A 20,783-nucleotide genomic window follows, 5' to 3' on the forward strand; every position below is an offset into this window, starting at 1 on the left:
GGTCATGGCCCCGTACCTCTCCATCGTCATTCCCGTCTACAACGAGGCATCCATCGTCACCTCCGCCGCGGCGGAGCTCACGCAGGGCCTGGATGCGCGCGGTTGGGACTACGAAATCATCTTCGCGGAGAATGGCTCGCGCGACGCCACGCCGCGCATCCTCCAGGAGATGTGCGAGAAGAACCCGCGGCTGCGCTGGTTCCACTCGGAGCGGCCCAACTACGGCGTGGCGCTCAAGGCGGGCATCCAGCAGGCGCGCGGCACCTACGTCTTCTGCGACGAGATCGATCTGTGCGACCTGAGCTTCTATGACGCCGCCCTGCCCCTGCTGGAGAAGGGGGGCGTGGACATGGTGGTGGGCTCCAAGGCCGCCAAGGGCGCGAGCGACGAGCGGCCCCTGGTGCGCCGGCTCGCCACGCGGGTGCACAACGGACTGTTGCGCGTGGTGCTGGACTTCCAGGGCACGGACACGCATGGCCTGAAGGCCTTCCGGCGCGAGGCGCTCCTGCCCGTGGTGGACCAGTGCGTGGTGGACATGGACGTGTTCGCCAGCGAGTTCGTCATCCGCGCCTGGCGCCAGGGGCTGCGCGTGGTGGAGATCCCCATCAAGCTGCACGAGAAGCGCCAGCCCTCCATCCACCTCTTCAAGCGCGTGCCCAACGTGCTCAAGAACGTGGGCAAGCTCGTCTACGTCATCCGCATCCGCGGCACCTGACGTCCCGAGCGTCCCCAGGAGGCATGCGCATGGCGCCGCGGCTCGCATCCATCTCCGTCGATCTGGACTCCCTGCCGCACTACTGCCGCATCCACGGACTGCCCGAGTCGCTGCTGGACGCGCGCGCCCGGGGGCTCGTCTACACCACGGCGGTGCCCCGGTTGCTGGAACTGCTCGCCCAGGTGGGCGTGCCCGGAACGCTCTTCGCCATTGGCGAGGACGTGGCGGGGGACGCACGGGCCGGTGGGGTGTTGCGCGAGGCGCACGCCGCGGGCGTGGAGGTGGCCAGTCACAGCTTCTCGCATGACTACGCGCTCACGCGCCGCACCCCCGACTCCATCCGCGAGGACCTGCGGCGCGCGGACGAGGTGCTCGAGGCGGCCACGGGCGCGCGTCCGGAGGGCTTTCGCGCCCCGGGCTACACGCTCAACGCGGCCCTGTACGCGGCGATGGTGGAGCGGGGCTACCGCTATGGCTCCTCGGCGTTTCCCGCCACCCCGTACTACGCGGCGAAGGCGGCGGTGATGGGGGCGCTGGCGGTGTTACGGCGTCCCTCTCGGGCGGTGCTGGACTCGCCCCGGGTGTTGCTCGCGCCGCGCACGCCCTACTGGCCGGATCCCTCGCGGCCCTACACGCGGGGCGGGGGCTCGGTGCTGGAGTTGCCGATGACGGTGGTGCCCGGCGTGCGCTTTCCCTTCATCGGCACCTTCGTCACCACGCTGCCCCTGCCGACTGTCGAGGCCGCGTACCGGGCCTGTCAGGGAGATGTCTTCTTCAACCTGGAGCTGCACGCGGTGGACGTACTGGACGCGGACGATGGCATTCCGCCCGAGCTCGTGCGCCAGCAGCGGGATCTGCGCGTGCCCGCCGCGCGCAAGCTGGAGCGGCTGCGCACCATCTTCCAGTGGCTCCGGGCCGACCGCGACGTGGTGACGCTGCGCGACGCGGCCGTCCAGCTCGCCCCCACCGTGTAGCCGCGCCGGACGTCCTCAGGGCACGGGCGTGGCCACCGGGTTCCCCGGGGCCTTGTTCCCGGGGGCGCCCTCGCGTGCCCGCTCTAGCAGCGCGCGCAGCTCGGCGCGGCGCGGCTCGGGGGACAGCGTCAGGGCGCGTTCGAGCAACGGGAGGGCCTCGGCGCCGCGCTTCATGCGCACCAGCAGTTCGCCCAGATGGGTGAGCGAGGCCGCGATCGAGGGGTGTCCGGGCCGTAGCGCTTTCTGCTGGATGGCCAGCGCGCGCTCGTAATGTGCCCGGGCCTCGGCATGGTGGCCCATGTCCGCGAGCACCTGGCCCAGCTCGGAGAGGATCTCGGCCATGTCCGGATGGTCGGCGCCCAGGGCCTTCTCGCGCAGGGCGAGCGCGTGCTCGAGGTGGGTGCGTGCCTCGGCGTAGCGGTGAAGTTTCCGGAGGACGCCTCCCAGGTTGGTCAGGGGCGTGGCCAGGTCGGGATGCTCGGGGCCCAGCAGCTTCTGCCGGAGGGCGAGCGCGCTCTCCTGCATCGCGAGCGCCTCGGAGTACCGCCCGAGTTCGGTGAGCGCCACACCGAGGTTGTTGAGGGAGGAGGCGACGTCGGGGTGCTCGAGCCCCAGGGTCTTCTTGCGGATGGCCAGGGCGTGCTCGTACATGTCCCGGGCCTCCTCATGGCGGCCGAGTTCCGCGAGCACCGTGCCGAGGTTGCTGTAGGACTGCGCGACGAACGGGTGGTCCTTGCCCAGGGTCTTGCGGCGCAGTTGCAACGCATGGTCGTACGAGGCGCGCGCCTGCTCGAACTGGCCCATCTCCGCGAGCACGATGCCGAGGTTGTTGTACGAGGCGGCCACCAGGTAGTGCTCGGGTCCCAGCGCCTTCTGGCGCAGGGCGAGTGCGTGCTCGTGCTTCTGCAGGGCCTCCTCGAATTGGCCCATGCGCTGGTAGGTGACGGCCTGGGTGTTGAGCGCATCCGCCCGCGTCTCGTCGTCATCCGCGCACTCCACGGCGGACTCCAGCGCCAGCATCAGGCCCATGGCCTCCGGGTAGCGTCCCTGCCTCCAGCCCACCTGCTTCACGAGCACGGTCCACGCCTGGGCCACCAGCACGAGGTCCTTGCTCTTCGCGGCGAGGGGAATGGCCTGTCGCGCCAGGGCCTCGGCGTCCGCGTACTTCCCGGCGGACTCCTTCAGCTTGGCCATCTGGTGGTAGGCCTGCGCCTGGAGGTGCGGGTAGTCCACCTGCTCCACCTCCCGCAGCCACTCGGTTCCGGATTCCAACGCCTCACTGTACTGGCCCGCCAGCCGCAGTGTCTCCAAGCGATCCATTCGCGTCTGCAACGCCTCCACCCGGACCCGCAGCGCGGGTTCCTCGGGAGGCGGTACGGCCGCCGACATCGCCTTGCTATCCGTGCAGAGCTCCAGGGGAGACAGGGAGCGCGCGGCGGTCTCGGCCTGGGCCAGATGCTCCGCGTCCATGTCACGCGTGAGCACCTCCGTCGTGAGGACGCGCAACTGTTCGCGCCTGCGCTCCAGGCATTCCGTTCCCCGCGCCACCCAGGTGGGTGGGGGTTGCTCGGCTCCCTTGCTGCATACCTCGCCGCGTAGCTTCACCCACTGGGCGGAGTAGCGATCGAGCAGCTCCGACACGCGCGTGACGCTCTCCTGGGCATACGGCAGGTGGGTGTTCAGGATGGCCTGCCGCACCCGCCAGCGCATACCGAAGTCCCAGACGCCATGGAGTTGGCGCTCCAGGCGCGCGCAGGGGGGCTGCGGCTCCGTGCGCATGAACACTCCACCGACGATCAGCGCCGACAGGGTCGACATGAGGGCGGCCACGAGCACCACGCGCCTGCGCAGCCGACGCCGCACCTCGGGATCGTCCTCCAGCTCCGCGACGAGGGCCCGCATGGACTCGGGGCGTTGCGCGGGGTCGGCCCGCAGGCCCTGCATCAAGGGGCGCTCCACCCACGCGGGCACCGGCGAGTTCATGGGCGGTGGCCGTGCGCGGCCCTCGCGCTGGTTCTGGATGGACTCGGCCTGGGTGGCGCCCGCGAAGGGGTGCTGTCCGTAGAGCGCCTCGTAGAGGGCCACGCAGAAGGCGAACACGTCACTGCGGGCATCGGCCGCCTCGCCGCGCAGCAGCTCGGGCGCCATGTAGCGGGGCGTGCCCAGCAGCGTGCCCTGCATCGTGAGGGGGCTGTCCAGGGCGCCCGGAGGCAGGGAGAGATCCCGGGGCGTCTCGGCCGAGGAGGTGGAGGAGGTCTCGGCGCGCGCCAGGCCGAAGTCCGTCACCCGGGCCCGCTCGTCCCGGCCCACCAGGACGTTCTCGGGCTTGAAGTCTCGGTGGACGAGCCCCGCCTCGTGCGCGGCCGCCAGCCCGTGTCCGGCGCCCAGGTACACCGTGAGGATGTCGCGCCAGGAGCGTGGGGCCTGCTCGCACCAGTGCCGCAGCGTCTGCCCCTCCACGCGCTCCATGGCGATGAAGATGGCGCCGTCCTCGATGGTTCCGACGTCGTAGACGGCCACCACGTTGGGGTGGGAGAGGCGGGCCATGGCCTGGGCCTCGCGCACCATGCGGGCCTCAAGGTCCTCCTGGGGGTGGATGGCGTCCGTCCCGCGGCGCAGCAGCTTGAGGGCCACGCACCGGTCCAAGCGCGCGTCGTACGCGGACACCACCACGCCCATGCTCCCGCGGCCGAGCACCTGGAGCACGGTGTAGCGGTTGGCGAGAATCTGTCCGGCCACCACGGGCAGGGGCTCCATGGGGGGCGAGGCGGGAGGCGGGGCCGTCCGGGGATTCAGGTCGATGACGTCCCGGATGACGGTCCGCACGAGGGTGGCGTCCTCCTCGAACACACCGGTGCCCGAATCACCGCCCCCCCGCGGTGGAGCCTCGTCCCTCATGTGCCTGCCTCCCTTTGGGTCCGCGCCGTGATGGGCAGGCACTCATATCCTGGATGGGCGGCGCGTCGACAGGGGACGTTCCTGGATGCCCAGGAAGCGGGCGGGCGGGGCGGCGGGATGACGGCACCCGCCCCTGGGCGAGGCGGATGGGCCAGGGGGCCGCCCGTGGAGGCTCCGGGCTCAGTCGCCGATGAAGCCCTTCAGGGTGTCGATCTGCCGCTGGTGGCTCTGCAACACGGGCGCGGTCCTGCCGAGCAGCAGCGCCAGGGACGTGTCGCCGCGGTAGTCATCCAGGCCCTCCGCGACGAGCTCCTTGCCGCGCTCCTGATCCGCGTTCACCTGATCCAGGAAGGCCTGGTCGAAGTCGGCGCCGCTGCGGCTCGCCAGCTCATCGCGCCGCTCGACGAACTTGCGCACCTGCTTGTCGACCTTCTTGTCGTAGGCCTTCACGCCCTTGTGCGCGCCCTTCTCCGCGCCCTCCCAGCCGGCGCCGCCCGTGGCCGTGTCCTGCGTGTTCAGATCCACCAGGGCCAGCGAGAAGGCCTGGCCTTCGGCCAGCGCGCGCAGATCGTTCAAGTGGTTCTCGTGGTCCCGGATGAGCAGTTGGGCGAAGCGCCGCACCTCGGGATGGGACGAGCGCTCCACGGCCAGCCGGCCCAGGGCGATCTGCTCCTGGTCCAGGAGGGCGAGCTGGTCGGCGAAGCGGACCTTCTCGGCGAAGGCCTGGCCCACCTTCTCCCCTTGGGTCCGGGCGTACTTCGCCTCGTCGTGGGCACATCCCGCGCCCATTCCCAACGCCATCACCAGACCCACGCCGCACAGCATCCGACTCGTTCGCATTCGCTTCTCCTTGGTTGGAGGACCTCGGAAAGCTGGGGAGGGGGGGCGGGACCCACAAGCGCTGGAGCGGGCGGGGGAGCGGGCCCCTGTTTCGTTCCGGGGGACAGGGGGGGCATGGGGGCGGCCCCGGCCTGGACCCTTCGTCACCCGTTCACACGGACGACGCGTGCGACGTCTTCCCCTCCCGGTGCGGAAGGCGATGGTGTAGACAGCCCTTCATGCTCGAGCAGCTCGGCGACAAGGTGAAGCAGGGGCTCCGGGAGTGGACGGAGCGCATGGTGGGCCCGGAGCGCAAGGGGCGCTTGAAGGAACTGGCGCGCGGCGATCACGAGTACGGGGTGGATCCCTTCGGATTCAACCTCGACTACAGCCTGTCGGCGCTCGCGCCGCTCGTGTGGCTCTATCGCCACTACCACCGGGTGGAGGTGTCCGGCATCGAGCGGCTGCCCAAGGGGCGCGTGCTGCTCGTGTCCAACCACTCGGGCCAGCTGCCCATGGATGGGGCGATGATCGGCGTGTCCCTGCTGCTGGAGGCCGATCCCCCGCGCCACGTGCGCAGCATGGTGGAGAAGTGGGTGCCCACGCTGCCCTATGTCTCCACGTTCATGGCCCGGGTGGGGCAGATCGTCGGCACGCCCGAGAACTGCCGCCGCCTGCTGGAGTCCGAGGAGGCCATCCTCGTCTTCCCCGAGGGCACGCGCGGCCTGGGCAAGCTGTGGCCCCAGCGCTACCAGCTCCAGGAGTTCGGTCTGGGCTTCATGCGCCTGGCCCTGGAGACGAACACGCCCATCGTCCCCGTCGCCGTGGTGGGCGCGGAGGAGCAGGCCCCCGCCCTGATGGACTTGAAGCCCGTGGCCCGGCTGCTCGGCTTCCCCTCCTTCCCCGTCACCGTCACCGGGCTGCCCTTGCCGCTGCCCACCAAGTACCGCATCTACTTCGGTGAGCCCCTGCGCTTCACCGGCCGCGCGGACGACGAGGACAGCGAGCTGGACAAGAAGGTCCGCACCGTGAAGACCGCCATCCAGACCATGCTCAACCAGGGACTCAAGGAGCGCCAGGGCGTCTTCTGGTAGGCCGCCCGGCCCCTCGCCATGAATCAGGATCCTTCCAAGAGACCGGCCGTCGTCGTCACCGGCATCAGCGGCAACCTGGGCCGGACGCTCGCCAAGTTGCTGCACAAGCACGAGCGCATCATCGGCATCGATCGGCGCCCCTTCGCGGGCCGGCCGAAGGACGTCGAGATGCACCAGCTGGACCTGCGCAAGAAGAAGGCGGAGGACGTCTTCCGCAAGAACGAGATCCGCGCGGTCATCCACATGGGCATCATGCATGACCCGCGCATGAGCGAGGAGGAACACCACTCCTTCAACGTGGTGGGCACCACGCGGCTGCTCGAGTACTGCGCCAAGTACGGCGTGCCCAAGGTGGTGGTGCTCTCCTCGGCCAACGTCTACGGCCCGAGCCCGGACAACTCCAACTTCCTCACCGAGGACGCGCCGCTCATGGCGGCCAGCCGCTTCTCGGGGGTGCGCGACCTCATCGAGGTGGACATGCTCGCGCACAGCTTCTTCTGGAAGCACCCCCACATCCAGACCGTCATCCTGCGGCCCGTGCACATCGTCGGCCCCACCATCAAGAACGCGCCGAGCAACTACCTGCGGCTGCGCCACCCCTGGGTGATGGCGGGGTTCGATCCGATGGTGCAGCTCATCCACGTGGAGGACGTGGCGCGCGCCATGGTCGAGGCCGCCCTGCGCCCCGAGCCCAAGGGCGTCTACAACGTGGTGGGCCCGGGCGAGGTGCCCCTGTCCTCCATCCACCGCGAGCTCCAGCGCGAGCCCATCCCCGTGCCGCACCTGGTGGCCCGTCCGCTGCTCGGGTTGCTCTTCAAGTACCGGCTGGCCAACTTCCCCCCGCCCGAGTTGGACCACATCCAGTTCCTGTGCAACGTGGACGGCGCCCGCTGGCGCCAGGACGTGAGCTGGCAGCCCCAGCACTCCATGCGCGAGACCATCCGCTCCGTGCTCGGGGAGTAGGCGCCGCCCCCTGACATGTCTGTCAGGGGAGCGTCACCCCCCGCCCCCTTGGGAATACGGACACGGATGTCAGGCACCTGTGTTTTTCGTGACTCAGCCGGTCCCCGCTGTCCCGCCCAACCCCTTGAATTTCCAACAGTGGGCGGCGCACAGGGGCATGGCACCCCGATTGCTCTAGCACCAGGACAAGAAACGCGGTGAGGGCGGGCCTCGAATGCCCCTCACGTCGCGAACCTGGTGAGGAAGTTCCATGGGGGAACTTCCGACGCCCACCGCCTCGGCCGGCCCCGGGACGGTGGGCGTTTTTTTTGCCCGCGCTCAGGGCAGCGCGCCGTCGAAGGGACCCCCGGCCTGCTTCTCCAGCAGCCACTTGCCATCCCGGTAGACGAACTCCGAGGTCACCTGCTCCTCCTTCACCGACACCGAGGGCAGGCGCGTCCAGCGCAGGCGGCTGGTGACGCGCGCCCGCTGTCCTTCCTCCAGCAGCTCGACGCCCTCGATTTCGTAGTCGGTGACGTCCAGGTCCTTCTCGTCGTTGTTTTCCCGGAGGGCCTTCTCGAAGTCCTTCTGGCGCTCGGGCACGACGTACCGGCTGGCGAACCGGTAGTCCTTCCAGCGCACCCGTTGGTGGAAGGACTCCACCGTGGGGCTCAGGGTCTCGAGTTCGATCTTCTTCTTCGTGTGGGCGCATCCCCCACCCAGGCAGAGTGCGAGGAGCACGGCAAGCAGGCGATTCACCCGAAGGACGCTAGCACCCAATGTCGAGGGGGCGAAACGCACGGGGGCGCGGTGATATGGTCCGCCACCGCATGGCCAAATCGTTGGTGGAGCGGTACGAGCAACTCCTCGCCCAGGATCCCACGTCGTCGGTCTTCGTGGAGCTGGCCAAGGCATTGATCGCCAAGGGCGAGCATGCGCGGGCCATTACCGTTTGCGAGCAGGGAATCTCCCATCATCCGCAGTCGGTGACGGGGCGCGTGTTGTGGGGCAAGGCCCTCATCTTGATGGGGCGCCCCGCGGAGGCGATGGCGCAGTTCGATCAAGCCGTGACGATCGACAAGGAAAACCCGCACGCCTACAACCTCATCTCCGAGGTGTTGTTGCAGCGGGGCCTGTACCGCTCGGCACTGCCCATCCTGCGCAAGGCGCTCGCGCTGCAGCCCAACGACGCCCGCGTGCGCGGGTGGATGGAGCAGGCCCAGGCCGCGCTCGCCGGCGGTCCCGCTCCGGCCTTTGGTGACCTGGGTGCCCTGGACGTTCCGGCGGAGGAGCCCGCCGCCGAGGAACCCGCCGCCGCCACGGACACGGCGTCCGAGGAGAAGACCGAGCTTGTCGCGGTCGCCGACGCGTCCGCGCCCGCCGCCGAGGCGCCGGCCGCCCCCGCGCCGGAGATGCCGCTGTTGGAGCTGGCGGCCGATGACGAGGCGAGTGCCCCCCGGCCCGCGTCTCCGCCCCCGCCCCCGGAGGAGGCCCTCGTCCCCGGGACCATCGAGCTGCAACTGCCCTTCGACGAGGAGGCGCCGCTCGTCGCGGACGAGGAGCCACCGGCCGTCGCGGCGGAAGCGGCTCCGAGCGGCGACGCGGACGAGGCGCCCGCCGTGGAGGCCGCCGCCATCGAGGAAGAAGGCGGATTGCTCGCGGACCTGCCTCCGCTGGCGCCGCCCCCGCTCGCGCCCCCGGAGTCCGAGCCCGAGGCCCCCACCGAGGAGCCGGCTCCCGTCGGCGCGCGCTCGGGTGACACGGGCTCGCGTCGGGGCCTGCTCGAGGGGCTGCCCGAGGTGGCCGCGGTCAAGCCCCGCGTGCCCGCGCCCACCGCGGCTCCGGCGCCCAAGGCCGCCGTCCCGGACATGGCGGCCCAGGTCGCCGCCTACGAGAAGGAGCTGCGCGCGAAGCTGCTGCCCCAGGTCTCGGGCCCGTGGATCTCCGCGCGCGCGCTCAAGGGGATCGCGGCGGTGGGCGTGGTGGTGTTGGCGCTCGGCGTGTTGCTCGTCGTCCGGGCCAAGCAGGGAGGCCAGGCGCTCATCGCCGCGTTGGATCGCACCGCGCTCCTGCTGCAGAAGGACACGGAGAGCTCGCGCCGGGACGCGCTCAAGCTGCTGTCCCAGGTGACCTCGCTGGAGTCGGACAACACCCGCGCCTGGGCCCTGTCGGCCGAGGCCCATGCGCTGCGCTACGCGGAGAACGGCGATGCCCAGGAGCTCGTCGAGGCGCTCACCGCGATCAACCGCATCGGCGTGCGCGCCGAGCAGCCGGCGCTCGCCCTCGTCGTGGACGCGCTGGTGGCGGACGCGAAGGACCGGGACTCCGCCAACCGGGCCCTGCTGAGCGCCAACGTGCAGAGCTCGGAGATCGAGGCCCTGGCCGCCGAGGCGCTGCTGGCGCGTGGCCAGACGAAGGAAGCGCTGGAGCGCCTCTCGCGCTCGCTGAAGCTGTCGCCCCGCAACGTGCGCGCCCTGGTGACGCTCGGGGAGTACTACCGGGACGCGGAGGATCCGGTGAATGCCCTGCGCCTGTTCTCCGCCGCCACGAAGCTCGCCCCGGATCACCCCGTGGCGCGGCTGGGCGTCGCGGAGAGCCAGTGGGTGCTCGGGCAGGATCTGGAGCAGGCGCTGGCGGATGTGCAGGCGCTGGCCGACGACGGGACCGTGCCGACCTCCGAGAAGGAGCGCTTGCGGCTGGTGCGTGGCCGGTTGATGACGGCGCGGGGCAAGGGCCGTGACGCGCGGGCCCTGCTCTCCGAGGGCACCCAGGGTCCGCTCGCGCGCGACATCCTGGTGGCGCTGGGCGAGGCGAACCGGGCGTCCGGGGACATGGTCGCGGCGCAGAACTCCTTCGAGAAGGCCTTGACGCTCTCGCCCGACAACGAGGCCGCGAAGGTGGGCCTGGGCCGGACGCTGCTGGACCGGGACCGCGAGCGCGAGGTGCTCACCCGGGTGGAGGGCGAGGGCCGTCACGTGGCGCTGGTGCGGGCCGCGGCGTACACGAAGCTGGGCGACTGGAAGCGCGCCCGCCTGGAGCTGGCGCACACGCGCGTGGAGTCGCGCTATCCCGCCGAGGCCATCGTCTACATGGCCCGCGCGGATGCCGCCGAGGGGGAGCGTGACCGGGCGCAGGTGGCGCTGGAGAAGACGCTCGCGGCGGCCAAACGCGAGCGCGCCGGGGTGCGCACGGCGCTGGCGTTGATGCAGTGGCAGGACAAGGCCCCGGACAAGGCGGGGGGCCTTCTGGAGGCGGCCATGGCGGAGGACGCGCGCAACTACGAGGCCGCGTGCGCGCTGGGCCGGCTGCGCCTGTCCCAGGGTCTGCCGGACGTGGCGCTCAAGCCGTTGAATCAGGCGCTGGAGCGCAATGCCTCCCACGGCGAGGCGCGCGAGGCGCTCGGCCGTTCCCTGCTGTTCCTGGGCAAGCCCTCCGAGGCGCTGCAGCAGTTCGACACGTGGCGGCTCGACAACCCGGAGGCCGCGGGGGCCCACAAGGGCGCCGCGATGGCGCTCTACCACACGGGGAAGACGAAGGACGCCGAGGCCTCCTCGGCGCGCGCGGTGAAGCTGGCGTCGGGCGATCCGGAGGCCTACCGTGTGCGCGCGGACATCCTCTTCGCCCTGGGCGACACCAAGGGCGGCTTCGGCGCCCTGGAGAGCGCCAACAAGCTGGACAGCAAGGCGCCGGAGACCTTCTGCGCCATCGCCTCCGCCTTCCTTCGCCAGGGGCTGGAGGACAACGCCGACAAGGCCTTCGAGGCGGCGCGGCGCGAGGGGCCCGACACCGTGTGCGGCCAGATTGGCGAGCACTGGGTGAAGGACTCGGGAGGGCGCGCGGCGGCCAAGGCGCTGCAGGAGATCACGAAGAAGGCGCTCACGCCCTGGGACAAGGCCTTCGCCCAGTCGGCCATGGCGCGGGTGCTGCTGTCCGCCGGTGCCACCAAGGAGGCGCGCGAGGCGGCGAACGAAGCGGTGCGGCTGGAGCCCTTCTCCGGACGTGCCCACCTCATCCTGGGCCAGGTGGCGCTCAAGCAGCGCGAGGAGGCCGTGGCGCTCCAGGAGCTGTCGCGCGCGGTGGAACTGGAGCCCGCGGATGGTCCGGCGTGGCTGTCCCTGGGTGATGCGCTCGCGCGTCAATCCGCGGAGACGCCGCGCGCCATCCAGGCCTATCAGACGTTCTTGAAGCTCGCGTCGGCCTCGCCCGAGGCGGGCCGGGTGCGCAAGGCCCTTCCGGTCCTCATTCGCCGCAACAAGACGGGAGGCCGTTAGGTGGTGACCTCGTCGACTCCTCCGCCGCTGCCGCTCATGCGCATCATGAGTGGCAACGCCTTCCTGCTGTCCATCCTCTACCTGCTGGTGGGGATCGGGGTGGAAGCGGCGCGGCGGCTGAGGCCCTCGTCTTTCGTCATGCGGCTGTCCCTGTCGCTCGACTCACTGCCGGCCCGGGTGCTGGAGCTGGTGGGGCTGATGGAGCCGCTGCGCGAGGCCTACTTCGCCGGCCGCATCACCGAGGCCGTGCTGCGCCTCGTCTTCAGCACCACCACCATCGGCATCATCTTCCTGCTCGCCGTGGGCGTGGGGCTGCTCATGGGCACGCTGCGCGGCTTCCTGCTGCGCCAGACCGCCCGGCACTAGTTCTTCGTCCAGGGCCGCCTCTGCCGCCTCGTGGCCGAGCGCGGCTTCCGGGCTCACCCGCCGACCGCCACCGGGACGGCTTCCTCCTGGGGCTCGACGAGCGATTTCTTCTCCCAGGCGCGGCCTCGCCAGCGGAACCAGAAGATGATGCCGCGCGTCCACTCGTCCGTCGCGACGGTCAACCAGATGCCGGGCAGTCCCAACTGGAGCTTGAAGACGAGCAGATAGCCCAGGGGCAGGCTCATGCAGACCATGGAGACGAAGGCGATGTAGACGCAGAACTGCGCGTCCCCGGCGGCGCGCAGGGCGTTGACGAGGACGAGGTTGAAGGAGCGTCCGGACTCCAGCAGCAGGCTCAGCAGGAGGACCCGCGAGGTGAGCTGGAGGATGTCCGTGTTGGTCGTGAACAAGCCCACGAGCGGCAGGCGCAGCAGGATGACGAGCAGATCCACCAGGACGGTGATCGTCACGGCCCACTTCAAGCTCTCCAGGGCGCGCCGGTAGGCCTCGTCGGGCTGGTGGGCCCCCACCATGCGCCCCACCAGGATGGACGTCCCCATTCCAATCGCGAGGCTGAACAGGAAGATGTACTGGGAGATGGCCATGGCGTACTGCCGGGACGCGATGGCCGTGGGTCCGAGGAACGTGACGTAGTAGAGGAACACCGTCTGGCAGGAATGGTAGGTGAGCTGCTCGACGCCAGCGGGCACGCCCACCTTGAGGATCTTGCGGCTGTACTCGCGCGAGAACGTCACGTAGTCGCGCGCCACCATCCGCACGTCCATCACCCGGTAGAGCATCCACAGGAAGACGACGAGCGCGGTGGCGCGGCTCACCCCCGTGGACACCGCCGCTCCCGTCACCCCCCAGGCCGGCAGGCCGAAGTGGCCGAAGATGAGCGCGTAGTTGCACACCACGTGCAGCACGTTCATGCCCAGCGACACGTACATGGACTGCCGCGTGAAGCCGTAGGTGCGGATGAGGGCGGAGACGACGTTGATGAGGGCCTGCAGGAAGATGAATCCGCCCGCGATGCGGATGTAATCCCGCGCGTGGGCCAGCACCGGGCCCTGCAGGTTCATGTGCGTCAGGATGAAGTCGCCGAGCGACAACAGCACCGCGCTCACCACGAGCCCGAGCATCAGGTTCATGGTGATGGCCAGGGCGGCGATGCGGGCGGCCTCGGCGTTCCTGCGCGCCCCGAGGTACTGCGCCACGACGATGGAGGCGCCGTGGCTGACGACGTTCATGATGAGGATGCACAGGGCGATGTACTGATTGACCACGCCCACCGCGGAGACGGCATCGTCCGAGACGCCGCTGAGCATGAGCGTGTCCGACGTGCCCATCAGCATGAACAGCATCAGTTCCAGGAAGATGGGCCAGGTCAGGCGGAACAGTCCCAGCGCGGGCGGCGCCGGGGCTTCCGTTCGAGGCGGTGCGTCCATGGCCTCGCATGTCGCATGCCTCGGGAGGGCTGTCGAGCGTCGGCCGGACGCCCGCTCAGCGGGCCACGAGACGGCATGCCGTTGGTGCGGCAATTTTCTGGCGTCCACGAGCCGCTGGGATTCTCACGTTCCGAGAACGCGAGTCACGAGTGCCCCCCTCGCGGCGGAGGTTGCGGCTCCTGGGTCAATCCAAGACAGCAGACGTCCCGGGGTCTGCGCGGAAGACGACAAAAGCAGCGCGGGAGGAGGGGAGGGGTCGTCGCGAGGGGAGCGGGGATAAAACGGGATTAAACCCGAAAAAAAGAGCGAACCGCTCAATACGGATGTCGTGAGCATGCGTGGCACGGCGAGGCAGGCACTCGTGTGTCGTCTCGGGGTTCCCGAAAACCCATCTCTCAAGGAGAAGCTGACTATGTGGCGACAGGGATTGCGTGGCTTTGCGAAGACTTTCTTGTCCACGGCGGCGGTGGTCTCGTCGTTGGGGCTGGGACTTGCCGCGCAAGACGCGGCCGCGGCGTGTCGAGGCAACTGGGCCGAGGGAACGGCCTACAACGTCGGTGACGGGGTGAGCTACAACGGCGGCAAGTACTCGGCGCTCGTTTCGCATACCGCCTGCGTGGGTTGCGGCTGGAACCCCGTCGCGGCACCGTCGCTGTGGAAGACGGGCGGCGATTGCGGCACTACCACCCCGCCGCCCACGGATCCCCCGCCCCCCACGGGCTCGGGCATCGCCGCCATCCTGAGCGAGTCCACGTTCAACGCGATGTTCCCCGGCCGCAACGGCTTCTACACCTACTCGGCCCTGGTGGCCGCGGCCAACACCTTCCCCGGGTTCGCCACCACGGGTGACACCACCGCGCGCAAGCGCGAGGTGGCCGCCTTCCTCGCCAACATCGCCCACGAGACCGGCGGCCTCGTGTACATCGAGGAGATCAACAAGAGCGTCATGTGCGACACGAGCTGGGGCCCTCCGGGCTGCGGCTGCGCGGCGGGCAAGATGTACTACGGCCGTGGTCCCATCCAGCTGTCGTGGAACGGCAACTACTGCGCCGCGGGCAACGCGCTCGGCGTGGACCTCAAGAACGACCCCGACCGGGTCGCGCGCGACGCCACCATCGCCTGGCGCACCGGCCTCTGGTTCTGGATGACCCAGGCGGGCGCGGGCTCCCGGCCGGCGCATGACTCCATCGTCAACGGCTACGGCTTCGGCCAGACCATCATGAGCATCAACGGCGCCCTCGAGTGCTATGGCCGCAACCCCGCCCAGGTGCAGAGCCGCGTGAACAACTACCTGAACTTCACGGGCAAGCTCGGCGTGAGCCCCGGCAGCAACACCGGCTGCTGAGCCATCCGGCTCGAGGGGCGGAACCCAGGGGTTCGGGTTCCGCTCCTCCTCTTCAGGGAGTTACAGCGGGGGCCGTGCCTTGCGCACGCTCTCGCGCGCCTCCATGCGGGCCACCCAGGCCTTCACGTGGGGGAAGGGCTCCAGCTCCAGTCCCATGGGGCCGCGCAGCATCAGGTTGGAGACGAGCGAGAAGTCCGCGATCGTGAGGGAGCCGCAGAGGAACTCGTGCTGGGCGAGCACCCCCTCCAGGATGCCGAGATCCCGGCGGACCTTCTCCAGGCCGGCCGTGTACTTCGCCTCGTCCTTCTCGCGGCCGAACATCTTCGCGTAGACGGTCTCCATCAGCACCTCGGAGGTGGACGGCGACAGGGTGGTGGCCTGCCACTGCAGCCACTGCTGCACCTGGGCGATGCCCCGGGCGTCCATGGGCATCAGTCCACTGCCGGGCTTCAGGGCCGCCAGGTAACAGAGGATGGCGTTGGACTCCCAGACACAGAAGCCGTCGTCGTCCTCCAGGACGGGCACCTTGCCGTTGGGGTTCTTGGCGAGGAACGCCGGCGACTTGTGCTCGCCTTTCATCAGATCCAGGGGCGCCAGGGTGACGGGCAGGCCGAGCTCGTGCACGACGGCGAGCACCTTGTAGGCGGCGGTGGAAAGCGGTGGGGCGTACAGCTTCATCGGGGTGGACTCCAGGGTCGGGGGTGAAACGGGGCGTACCCTAACCTGAACGAGGGATCTTCATCCTCCCTGGCGCTCACCGGTGTCCGAGCTCTCTCGCACAGCCCGGCGAGATGGATGCGACGCCAAGGTATTTCCCGCTGGACGGTGAACTCCTTTTCCAACACCTTGAGGGAGTTCAACGGGGAGCAGGTGATTCCCGAGGACAGTCAGGAGAAAGTCATGCGTCTCAGGATGAAGAAGGAGTGGCTCGCCCTCGGAGTGGTCCTCTCGCTCGGCACGCCCTGGGTGGGGCTCGCCGGCGAGGTGAAGACGCCCGAGAAGACCTTCGAGGCGCCCATGGGTCTCACGTTGTCCGTCAAGCAGATTGGTCCGGTCACCCAGGTGACCGATCTGCAAATCATCTGTGTGTTGAAGCATGAGCCCGCGGGGGACCAGTACATCGAGGCGATGCAGGACTTCAATGACAAACAGGGTGGGCTGCTCTCGTCGCTGCGTGAGCGCGGTGAATTCGTGGGCGAGCTGGGCGAGACCTTCCTCTACACGCCGCCGCCGCGTTCCATCACGCCGAAGCGGGTGCTGTTGATTGGCGTGGGTGATGCCAAGGGCGTGTCGCTGGACAGGCTGCGTCTGGTGGGACGGATCGCGCTTCGCGAGGCCGTGCGCCTGGGGGCGAAGCATGTCTCGTTCGCGCCCACGCTGCGCGACCAGGGGAGCACCGTCATCGACGTGGGCGAGGGGGACGCGGCCGTGGTGGAGCAGATGCTGCTGGCCTACGACACGGAAAAGCGATTGCAGCGGCAGGGCCTGGCGCCCAAGTTCAGCCTCTCGTCCTGGGTCATCGAGGCGGGTCCAAAGTATTTCGAGGGTGTCACCACCCACGTGGGGCAAGCCATCAAGGCCGCCAGCGAGCAGATCCATCAGCGCGTGGACCAGCCGTACGTGAACGCGACACCGGCCCCCGCGCGGTAGCCGAGGGTCACCTCGTCTCCCTCCCTCCAGGGCGATGGCGGGCGGCGGAGTGTTGTCGGGTACGCAGGAGGCGCCTTCGTGGATGCCCGGGAGGCCCGGGTACTCGCGGCCACCTCGGCGAGGCCACCCGGGCCCGCCTCGGCTCGAGCCTGACTTCCAGTGTGCCCCCTCGTACTGGTGGCGTGTCCCATACTGGACCGTCGCCGGGCACGAAGGAGTCCCCCGCGCTGTTGCTTGAGCCGGATTCAATTACAAACCAGGAAAGCCAGACGGAATTCCTGTCCTCCCATGCGCCTCCCGGGTCGGCTGTGCCCCAGCCAACATGAATGACCCGGACTTCCCACCGGGCGAGAAGCCTGTCACGCTTGCCGACCAAGCTTCTGGCTTGGGATGGCTACAGCCCGTGGCGGCGGGAACCTGGAGAGGAGTTCGGCATGTCTGAGTATTCAGGAATTCACGGCATGTGGAGCGAGAACGAGGGGACCCGGGTCCGAGCGGCGTGGACACCCCGGCGGCGACCGGCTCCGCTCGGGGCTTACCTGGCCTTCCGGGCCGCCTATGGCCGGTTGCGGCACCTGGCCGGCATCACCCAGGGGCCCGCGGTGCTCGGGGTGGCGGTGGATGGCCGCGGGCACGTGGTCGAGGCGGTGATTGTGGAGCCTGGCCACTCGTTGATCATCGGCCGGCACACCGGCTGCGGGCTCCGGCTCCCGTCCGACACCGTGTCGCTGCGCCAGCTCGCGTTGTACGCGCAGTCCGGCGCTCCGGGCGCCGCGCCGGACATCCGGCTGTGGGACCTCAACACCGAGCAGCTCTTCCTCACCGAGGACGGCGAGCCCAACGCGGCGGTCATCGCCCAGGGCCTGCTCTACGCCGCGGTGGAAGAGTACGCGCTCCTGTTCATCCCCACCCGGGGGCCCTCCGCCTGGTCCTGGCCGGAGCGGGCCGAGGAGGCCTGGGAGGCGCTCCCGCCACGCCACTTCATCGACCAGCGGGCGCCCTCCGCCGACCGCCGCCGGCATTCGCGCCACCTGCGGCTGGACGGCCAGGAGTACCACACGAACGTCACCAGGCTGGGTCCGCTGATGCTCCTGAGCGGGCACGAGCGGCCCGAGGCCGCCTGGGGCTCGCTGCGGCTGGTGGGCGCGGAGCGGGAGGAGGAGCACCACATCTCCCTGGCGCGCCTGGAGCAGGGCGTGCTGCTGGGCCGCTACGAGCGCTGCGGCATCGTGCTGGCGCAGGAGGGGCTGGGCCTCTCTCGCGTGCACCTGCTCCTGGTCCGCATGGGCGGAGAGGTGCTGGCCATCGATACCGCCAGCACCAACGGGACCTGGCGCGGCCCCGTCGAGGTCCAGACGACGGCATTGGAGGACTCGGACAGCCTCGAGCTGGGAGAGTCGCTCGTCCTCCACTGGCGCCGCCTGTCCCGGCGCTCCAGCACCGTGGGGTGACTGCCTGGGCGCTACTCCAGGCGCCCCCTGATGGGTGTCAGACGATTCGCATGAGGCCCCTGATGGGTGTCAGACGATTCGCATGAGGCGTCTACGAGTCCTTTGACACCTCCCGGGGACACCTCCCAGGGCCTTCCGGGGGGCCATCCTCAGGGGTTGCTGGGCTGCTTGGGGGAGCCGTTCCCGAACCCTCGGTGGTTCAGCCCCAGGGCGGAGGTCACTGGCAGCGGTTAGACTTCGCCAATGAACTCCAGCCCATCCAGCCGTCCGTCTGTCGTCGTGGCGGAGCTCGGGCCCACGAATACGGGGAAGACCCACCGCGCCATCGAGCGCATGCTCGAGCACGACTCGGGCATCATGGGCCTCCCGCTGCGCCTGCTCGCTCGTGAGGTCTACGACCGGGTGACCGCTCGAGTGGGCGAGGGGCGGGTCGCGCTGATGACGGGCGAGGAGAAGCGCCTGCCCCCTCGCCCCGACTACTGGATCTGCACGGTCGAGGCGATGCCGCTCGATCGGCCGGTCGATTTCCTCGCCGTGGATGAAATCCAGCTCGCCGCCCACCGCGAGCGCGGGCATGTCTTCACGGACCGGCTGCTCCACGCGCGGGGGCTCCGGGAGACCTGGTTTCTCGGCGCGGACACGATGCGGCCCATGGTCCAGGCCCTCATCCCCCAGGCCTCGGTGAAGCGCGCCACCCGCCTGTCCCAGCTGCGCTACTCCGGGCGTCATTCCCTCAAGAGCCTGCCCCCGCGCTCGGCCGTGGTCGCGTTCTCCGCGGACCGGGTGTACGAACTCGCCGAGTCGCTGCGTCGCCTGCGAGGCGGGGTCGCCGTGGTACTGGGCGCGCTCTCCCCGAGGACGCGCAATGCCCAGGTGGCCATGTACCAGGCGGGCGAGGTGCAGTACCTCGTGGCCACCGATGCCATTGGCATGGGCCTCAACCTGGACCTCAACCACGTGTCTTTCGCGGCGCTCTCCAAGTACGACGGCGCCGAGCAGCGGGACCTCTACTCGGACGAGCTGGCCCAGATCGCGGGCCGCGCGGGGCGCCACCTGAATGACGGGAGCTTCGGGATGCTGAACACGTTGCCCGAGCTGCCGCCGCGGGTGGTCTCGTCCATCGAGTCCCACCGGTTCCCCGCGGTTCGCAGTCTCATCTGGCGCAACTCCTCGCTCGATTTCTCGAGCCCGGAGTCCCTGCTCGATTCGTTGTCACGTGCTCCGCGCAATAGCGCCTTCATCCGCGTGGAGCGCGCGGACGACTTCGATGCGCTCAAGGAACTCTCACACGTTCCCGCCATCCGCGAGGTGGCCACCGACCGGGCCTCGGTCGATCTGCTGTGGCAGGTCTGCCAGATTCCGGACTTCCGCAAGGGGCTCTTCGGCCAGCACGTCGCGCTGCTGCGGGAGACCTTCCTTCAGCTCTCCGAGGGGGACGGGAAGCTGGAACAGGCCTGGCTGTCCCGGCAGGTGTCGCCGCTCGATGACGTGTCCGGAGACATCCACACCCTGATGGACCGGCTGGCCGCCATCCGCATCTGGACGTACATCAGCCATCGCTCGAGCTGGCTGCACGACGCGGAGCACTGGCAGGAGCGCACCCGCCGCATCGAGGACGCGTTGGGCGATGCCCTGCACGAGCGGCTCGTGGAGCGCTTCGTGCAGCGGGCCGCGCGCAGGAGCGCCCGCCGCTTCGTGAGGGCCGCCGCGTCCCCCGCCGCCGGGTCGGACAGCCCCTTCGCCAGGCTGGGGCTGCTGCTGGGGGAGGTGCCGGGCTCGGACGGCGCGATGACCGAGGAGCAGTTCGTCCAGCGGGTGGTCGACGCGACGCACGAGGACTTCCAGGTGGACGCATCCGGAAGCATCTCGTTCGATGGGGAGCCGCTGGCCCGTCTGGTGCGTGGGAAGGACCGGCGCTCCCCGCAGATCGCGCTCGCGGAGCCGGAGGTGTGGACCGGAGGCGCGCGGCGGCGGCTCGAGCGCCGCCTGGTGGCGCTGGCGAGGGATCTCGTCACCGAGGCCATGGGAGGCTTTCCCGCCGAGTCCCTTGCCGGAGGGGATCGCTCCGCGGAGACGCGAGGCCTGGCCTACCGCCTGGCCGAGGGGCTGGGAGTGATTTCCCTGGGGGAGGGACGCGAGCAGTGGCGGTTGCTGGACACGGAGTCCCGTGAGCGCTTGAGAGCATTGGGGGTCCGCGAGGGCCAGCGTTTCCTCTATGTCGCGGAGGCGCTCACACCGCACGCGCTCGCGCGGCGCTGCATGCTGACGGCGCTGTTCCAGCAGGCGCCTTCCCCCAAGGGTGTTCCGCGAGAACCCGCTCTTGGGATCGCGGAGCTGGGGGGCCAGAGCGCGCGCGCCTTCGGCTATGAGGTGCTCGGGAGCGTGGCGTTGCGGATCGACGTCGTCGAGCGGCTCAGCGAGGTGCTGAGCCACCCGCAGGGGGCCCGGCAGGCGCACACGCTCCTGCAGGAGCTGCGTCTGGAGAACGGTGTTCGCGCGCGGGTTCTGCGAGAGCTCGGAGGCCGGTCCGGGGGCGCTCCGGTGAAGCGGCGTCGCCGGCGGCGGGGCGGTGGCGGGAGTGGCGCCCATGGGCCACCGGCTCACGCGGGCGCGCACCCTCAGCCGCGGAGGAGCCGGTCCGGGGAGGGGAGTGTCCAGGGGGGCTCGCCCAAGCCCGAGTGAAGGGCAGTCCCAGGTACTCCAACAGCTTCTCAGAACTCAGAACTCGGTGTCACGCGCCCATCATGGTGTGAGAATTCACAAACAATCACTATCTTGAATTCTCAAGGAGCAGGCGCGCGTGGAGTATT

General features: G+C 69.8%; 15 protein-coding genes. 10 read left to right on the forward strand and 5 right to left on the reverse strand.

Going from position 1 to position 20,783, the window contains the following annotated elements; translation table 11 throughout:
• Positions 1-4: 4 nt before the first annotated feature.
• Together F0U63_RS11900 and F0U63_RS11905 are read left to right on the forward strand one after the other, a co-directional pair.
• Positions 5-715, forward strand: coding sequence for a glycosyltransferase family 2 protein (locus F0U63_RS11900; protein WP_395845999.1), 711 nt, complete (start codon positions 5-7; stop codon positions 713-715).
• Between the two features lie 29 nt (positions 716-744).
• Positions 745-1,689, forward strand: coding sequence for a polysaccharide deacetylase family protein (locus F0U63_RS11905; protein ID WP_395846000.1), 945 nt, complete (start codon positions 745-747; stop codon positions 1,687-1,689).
• A gap of 15 nt (positions 1,690-1,704) precedes the next feature.
• Here the strand turns inward: F0U63_RS11905 and F0U63_RS11910 are convergent, their stop codons facing one another.
• Together F0U63_RS11910 and F0U63_RS11915 are read right to left on the reverse strand one after the other, a co-directional pair.
• Complete coding sequence (locus tag F0U63_RS11910) at positions 1,705-4,587, reverse strand: tetratricopeptide repeat protein (protein ID WP_395846001.1); 2,883 nt, start codon at positions 4,585-4,587, stop codon at positions 1,705-1,707.
• Between the two features lie 180 nt (positions 4,588-4,767).
• Positions 4,768-5,427, reverse strand: a complete 660-nt coding sequence (locus F0U63_RS11915) for a DUF4142 domain-containing protein (RefSeq protein ID WP_395846002.1) — start codon at positions 5,425-5,427, stop codon at positions 4,768-4,770.
• A gap of 218 nt (positions 5,428-5,645) precedes the next feature.
• Here F0U63_RS11915 and F0U63_RS11920 point away from each other — a divergent pair, with 218 nt between their 5' ends.
• Together F0U63_RS11920 and F0U63_RS11925 are read left to right on the forward strand one after the other, a co-directional pair.
• Positions 5,646-6,500 (forward strand): lysophospholipid acyltransferase family protein, encoded by an 855-nt coding sequence (locus F0U63_RS11920; protein WP_395846003.1) that lies wholly within the window; start codon positions 5,646-5,648, stop codon positions 6,498-6,500.
• Positions 6,501-6,518: 18 nt separating this feature from the next.
• Positions 6,519-7,463: an SDR family oxidoreductase gene (locus F0U63_RS11925; protein ID WP_395846004.1), complete on the forward strand. Its 945-nt coding sequence runs from the start codon at positions 6,519-6,521 to the stop codon at positions 7,461-7,463.
• A 318-nt stretch (positions 7,464-7,781) separates the two neighbouring features.
• On the opposite strand, the gene F0U63_RS11930 is transcribed toward F0U63_RS11925, so the two are convergent.
• Positions 7,782-8,201, reverse strand: a complete 420-nt coding sequence (locus F0U63_RS11930; protein ID WP_395846005.1) for a hypothetical protein — start codon at positions 8,199-8,201, stop codon at positions 7,782-7,784.
• Between the two features lie 71 nt (positions 8,202-8,272).
• Between F0U63_RS11930 and F0U63_RS11935 the strand changes: the two genes are divergently transcribed.
• Together F0U63_RS11935 and F0U63_RS11940 are read left to right on the forward strand one after the other, a co-directional pair.
• Positions 8,273-11,713: a tetratricopeptide repeat protein gene (locus tag F0U63_RS11935; RefSeq protein WP_395846006.1), complete on the forward strand. Its 3,441-nt coding sequence runs from the start codon at positions 8,273-8,275 to the stop codon at positions 11,711-11,713.
• Positions 11,714-12,079, forward strand: coding sequence for a hypothetical protein (locus F0U63_RS11940; RefSeq protein WP_395846007.1), 366 nt, complete (start codon positions 11,714-11,716; stop codon positions 12,077-12,079).
• Between the two features lie 53 nt (positions 12,080-12,132).
• Here F0U63_RS11940 and F0U63_RS11945 read toward each other — a convergent pair whose 3' ends face one another.
• The gene (locus F0U63_RS11945) at positions 12,133-13,527 is read right to left on the reverse strand and encodes an MATE family efflux transporter (protein ID WP_395846008.1); all 1,395 of its coding nucleotides are present in this window, start codon (positions 13,525-13,527) and stop codon (positions 12,133-12,135) included.
• A gap of 451 nt (positions 13,528-13,978) precedes the next feature.
• Here F0U63_RS11945 and F0U63_RS11950 point away from each other — a divergent pair, with 451 nt between their 5' ends.
• A complete protein-coding gene (locus tag F0U63_RS11950) occupies positions 13,979-14,872 on the forward strand; it encodes a glycoside hydrolase family 19 protein (protein ID WP_395846009.1) in 894 nt (297 codons plus the stop codon).
• Between the two features lie 60 nt (positions 14,873-14,932).
• Here the strand turns inward: F0U63_RS11950 and F0U63_RS11955 are convergent, their stop codons facing one another.
• Positions 14,933-15,550, reverse strand: coding sequence for a glutathione S-transferase family protein (locus F0U63_RS11955; RefSeq protein ID WP_395846010.1), 618 nt, complete (start codon positions 15,548-15,550; stop codon positions 14,933-14,935).
• Positions 15,551-15,772: 222 nt separating this feature from the next.
• On the opposite strand from F0U63_RS11955, the gene F0U63_RS11960 reads away from it, so the two are divergent.
• The 3 genes from F0U63_RS11960 (at position 15,773) to F0U63_RS11970 (ending at position 20,655) form a co-directional block, all read left to right on the forward strand.
• Positions 15,773-16,522: a M17 family peptidase N-terminal domain-containing protein gene (locus F0U63_RS11960; protein WP_395846011.1), complete on the forward strand. Its 750-nt coding sequence runs from the start codon at positions 15,773-15,775 to the stop codon at positions 16,520-16,522.
• A 434-nt stretch (positions 16,523-16,956) separates the two neighbouring features.
• Positions 16,957-17,973 carry an FHA domain-containing protein gene (locus F0U63_RS11965; RefSeq protein ID WP_395846012.1) on the forward strand — a complete coding sequence of 339 codons (1,017 nt, stop codon included), beginning with the start codon at positions 16,957-16,959 and terminating at the stop codon, positions 17,971-17,973.
• A 243-nt stretch (positions 17,974-18,216) separates the two neighbouring features.
• A complete protein-coding gene (locus F0U63_RS11970; protein WP_395846013.1) occupies positions 18,217-20,655 on the forward strand; it encodes a helicase-related protein in 2,439 nt (812 codons plus the stop codon).
• Positions 20,656-20,783: the final 128 nt, after the last annotated feature.

The organism is Cystobacter fuscus (assembly GCF_044360685.1).
Taxonomy (GTDB): Bacteria; Myxococcota; Myxococcia; order Myxococcales; family Myxococcaceae; genus Cystobacter; species Cystobacter fuscus_C.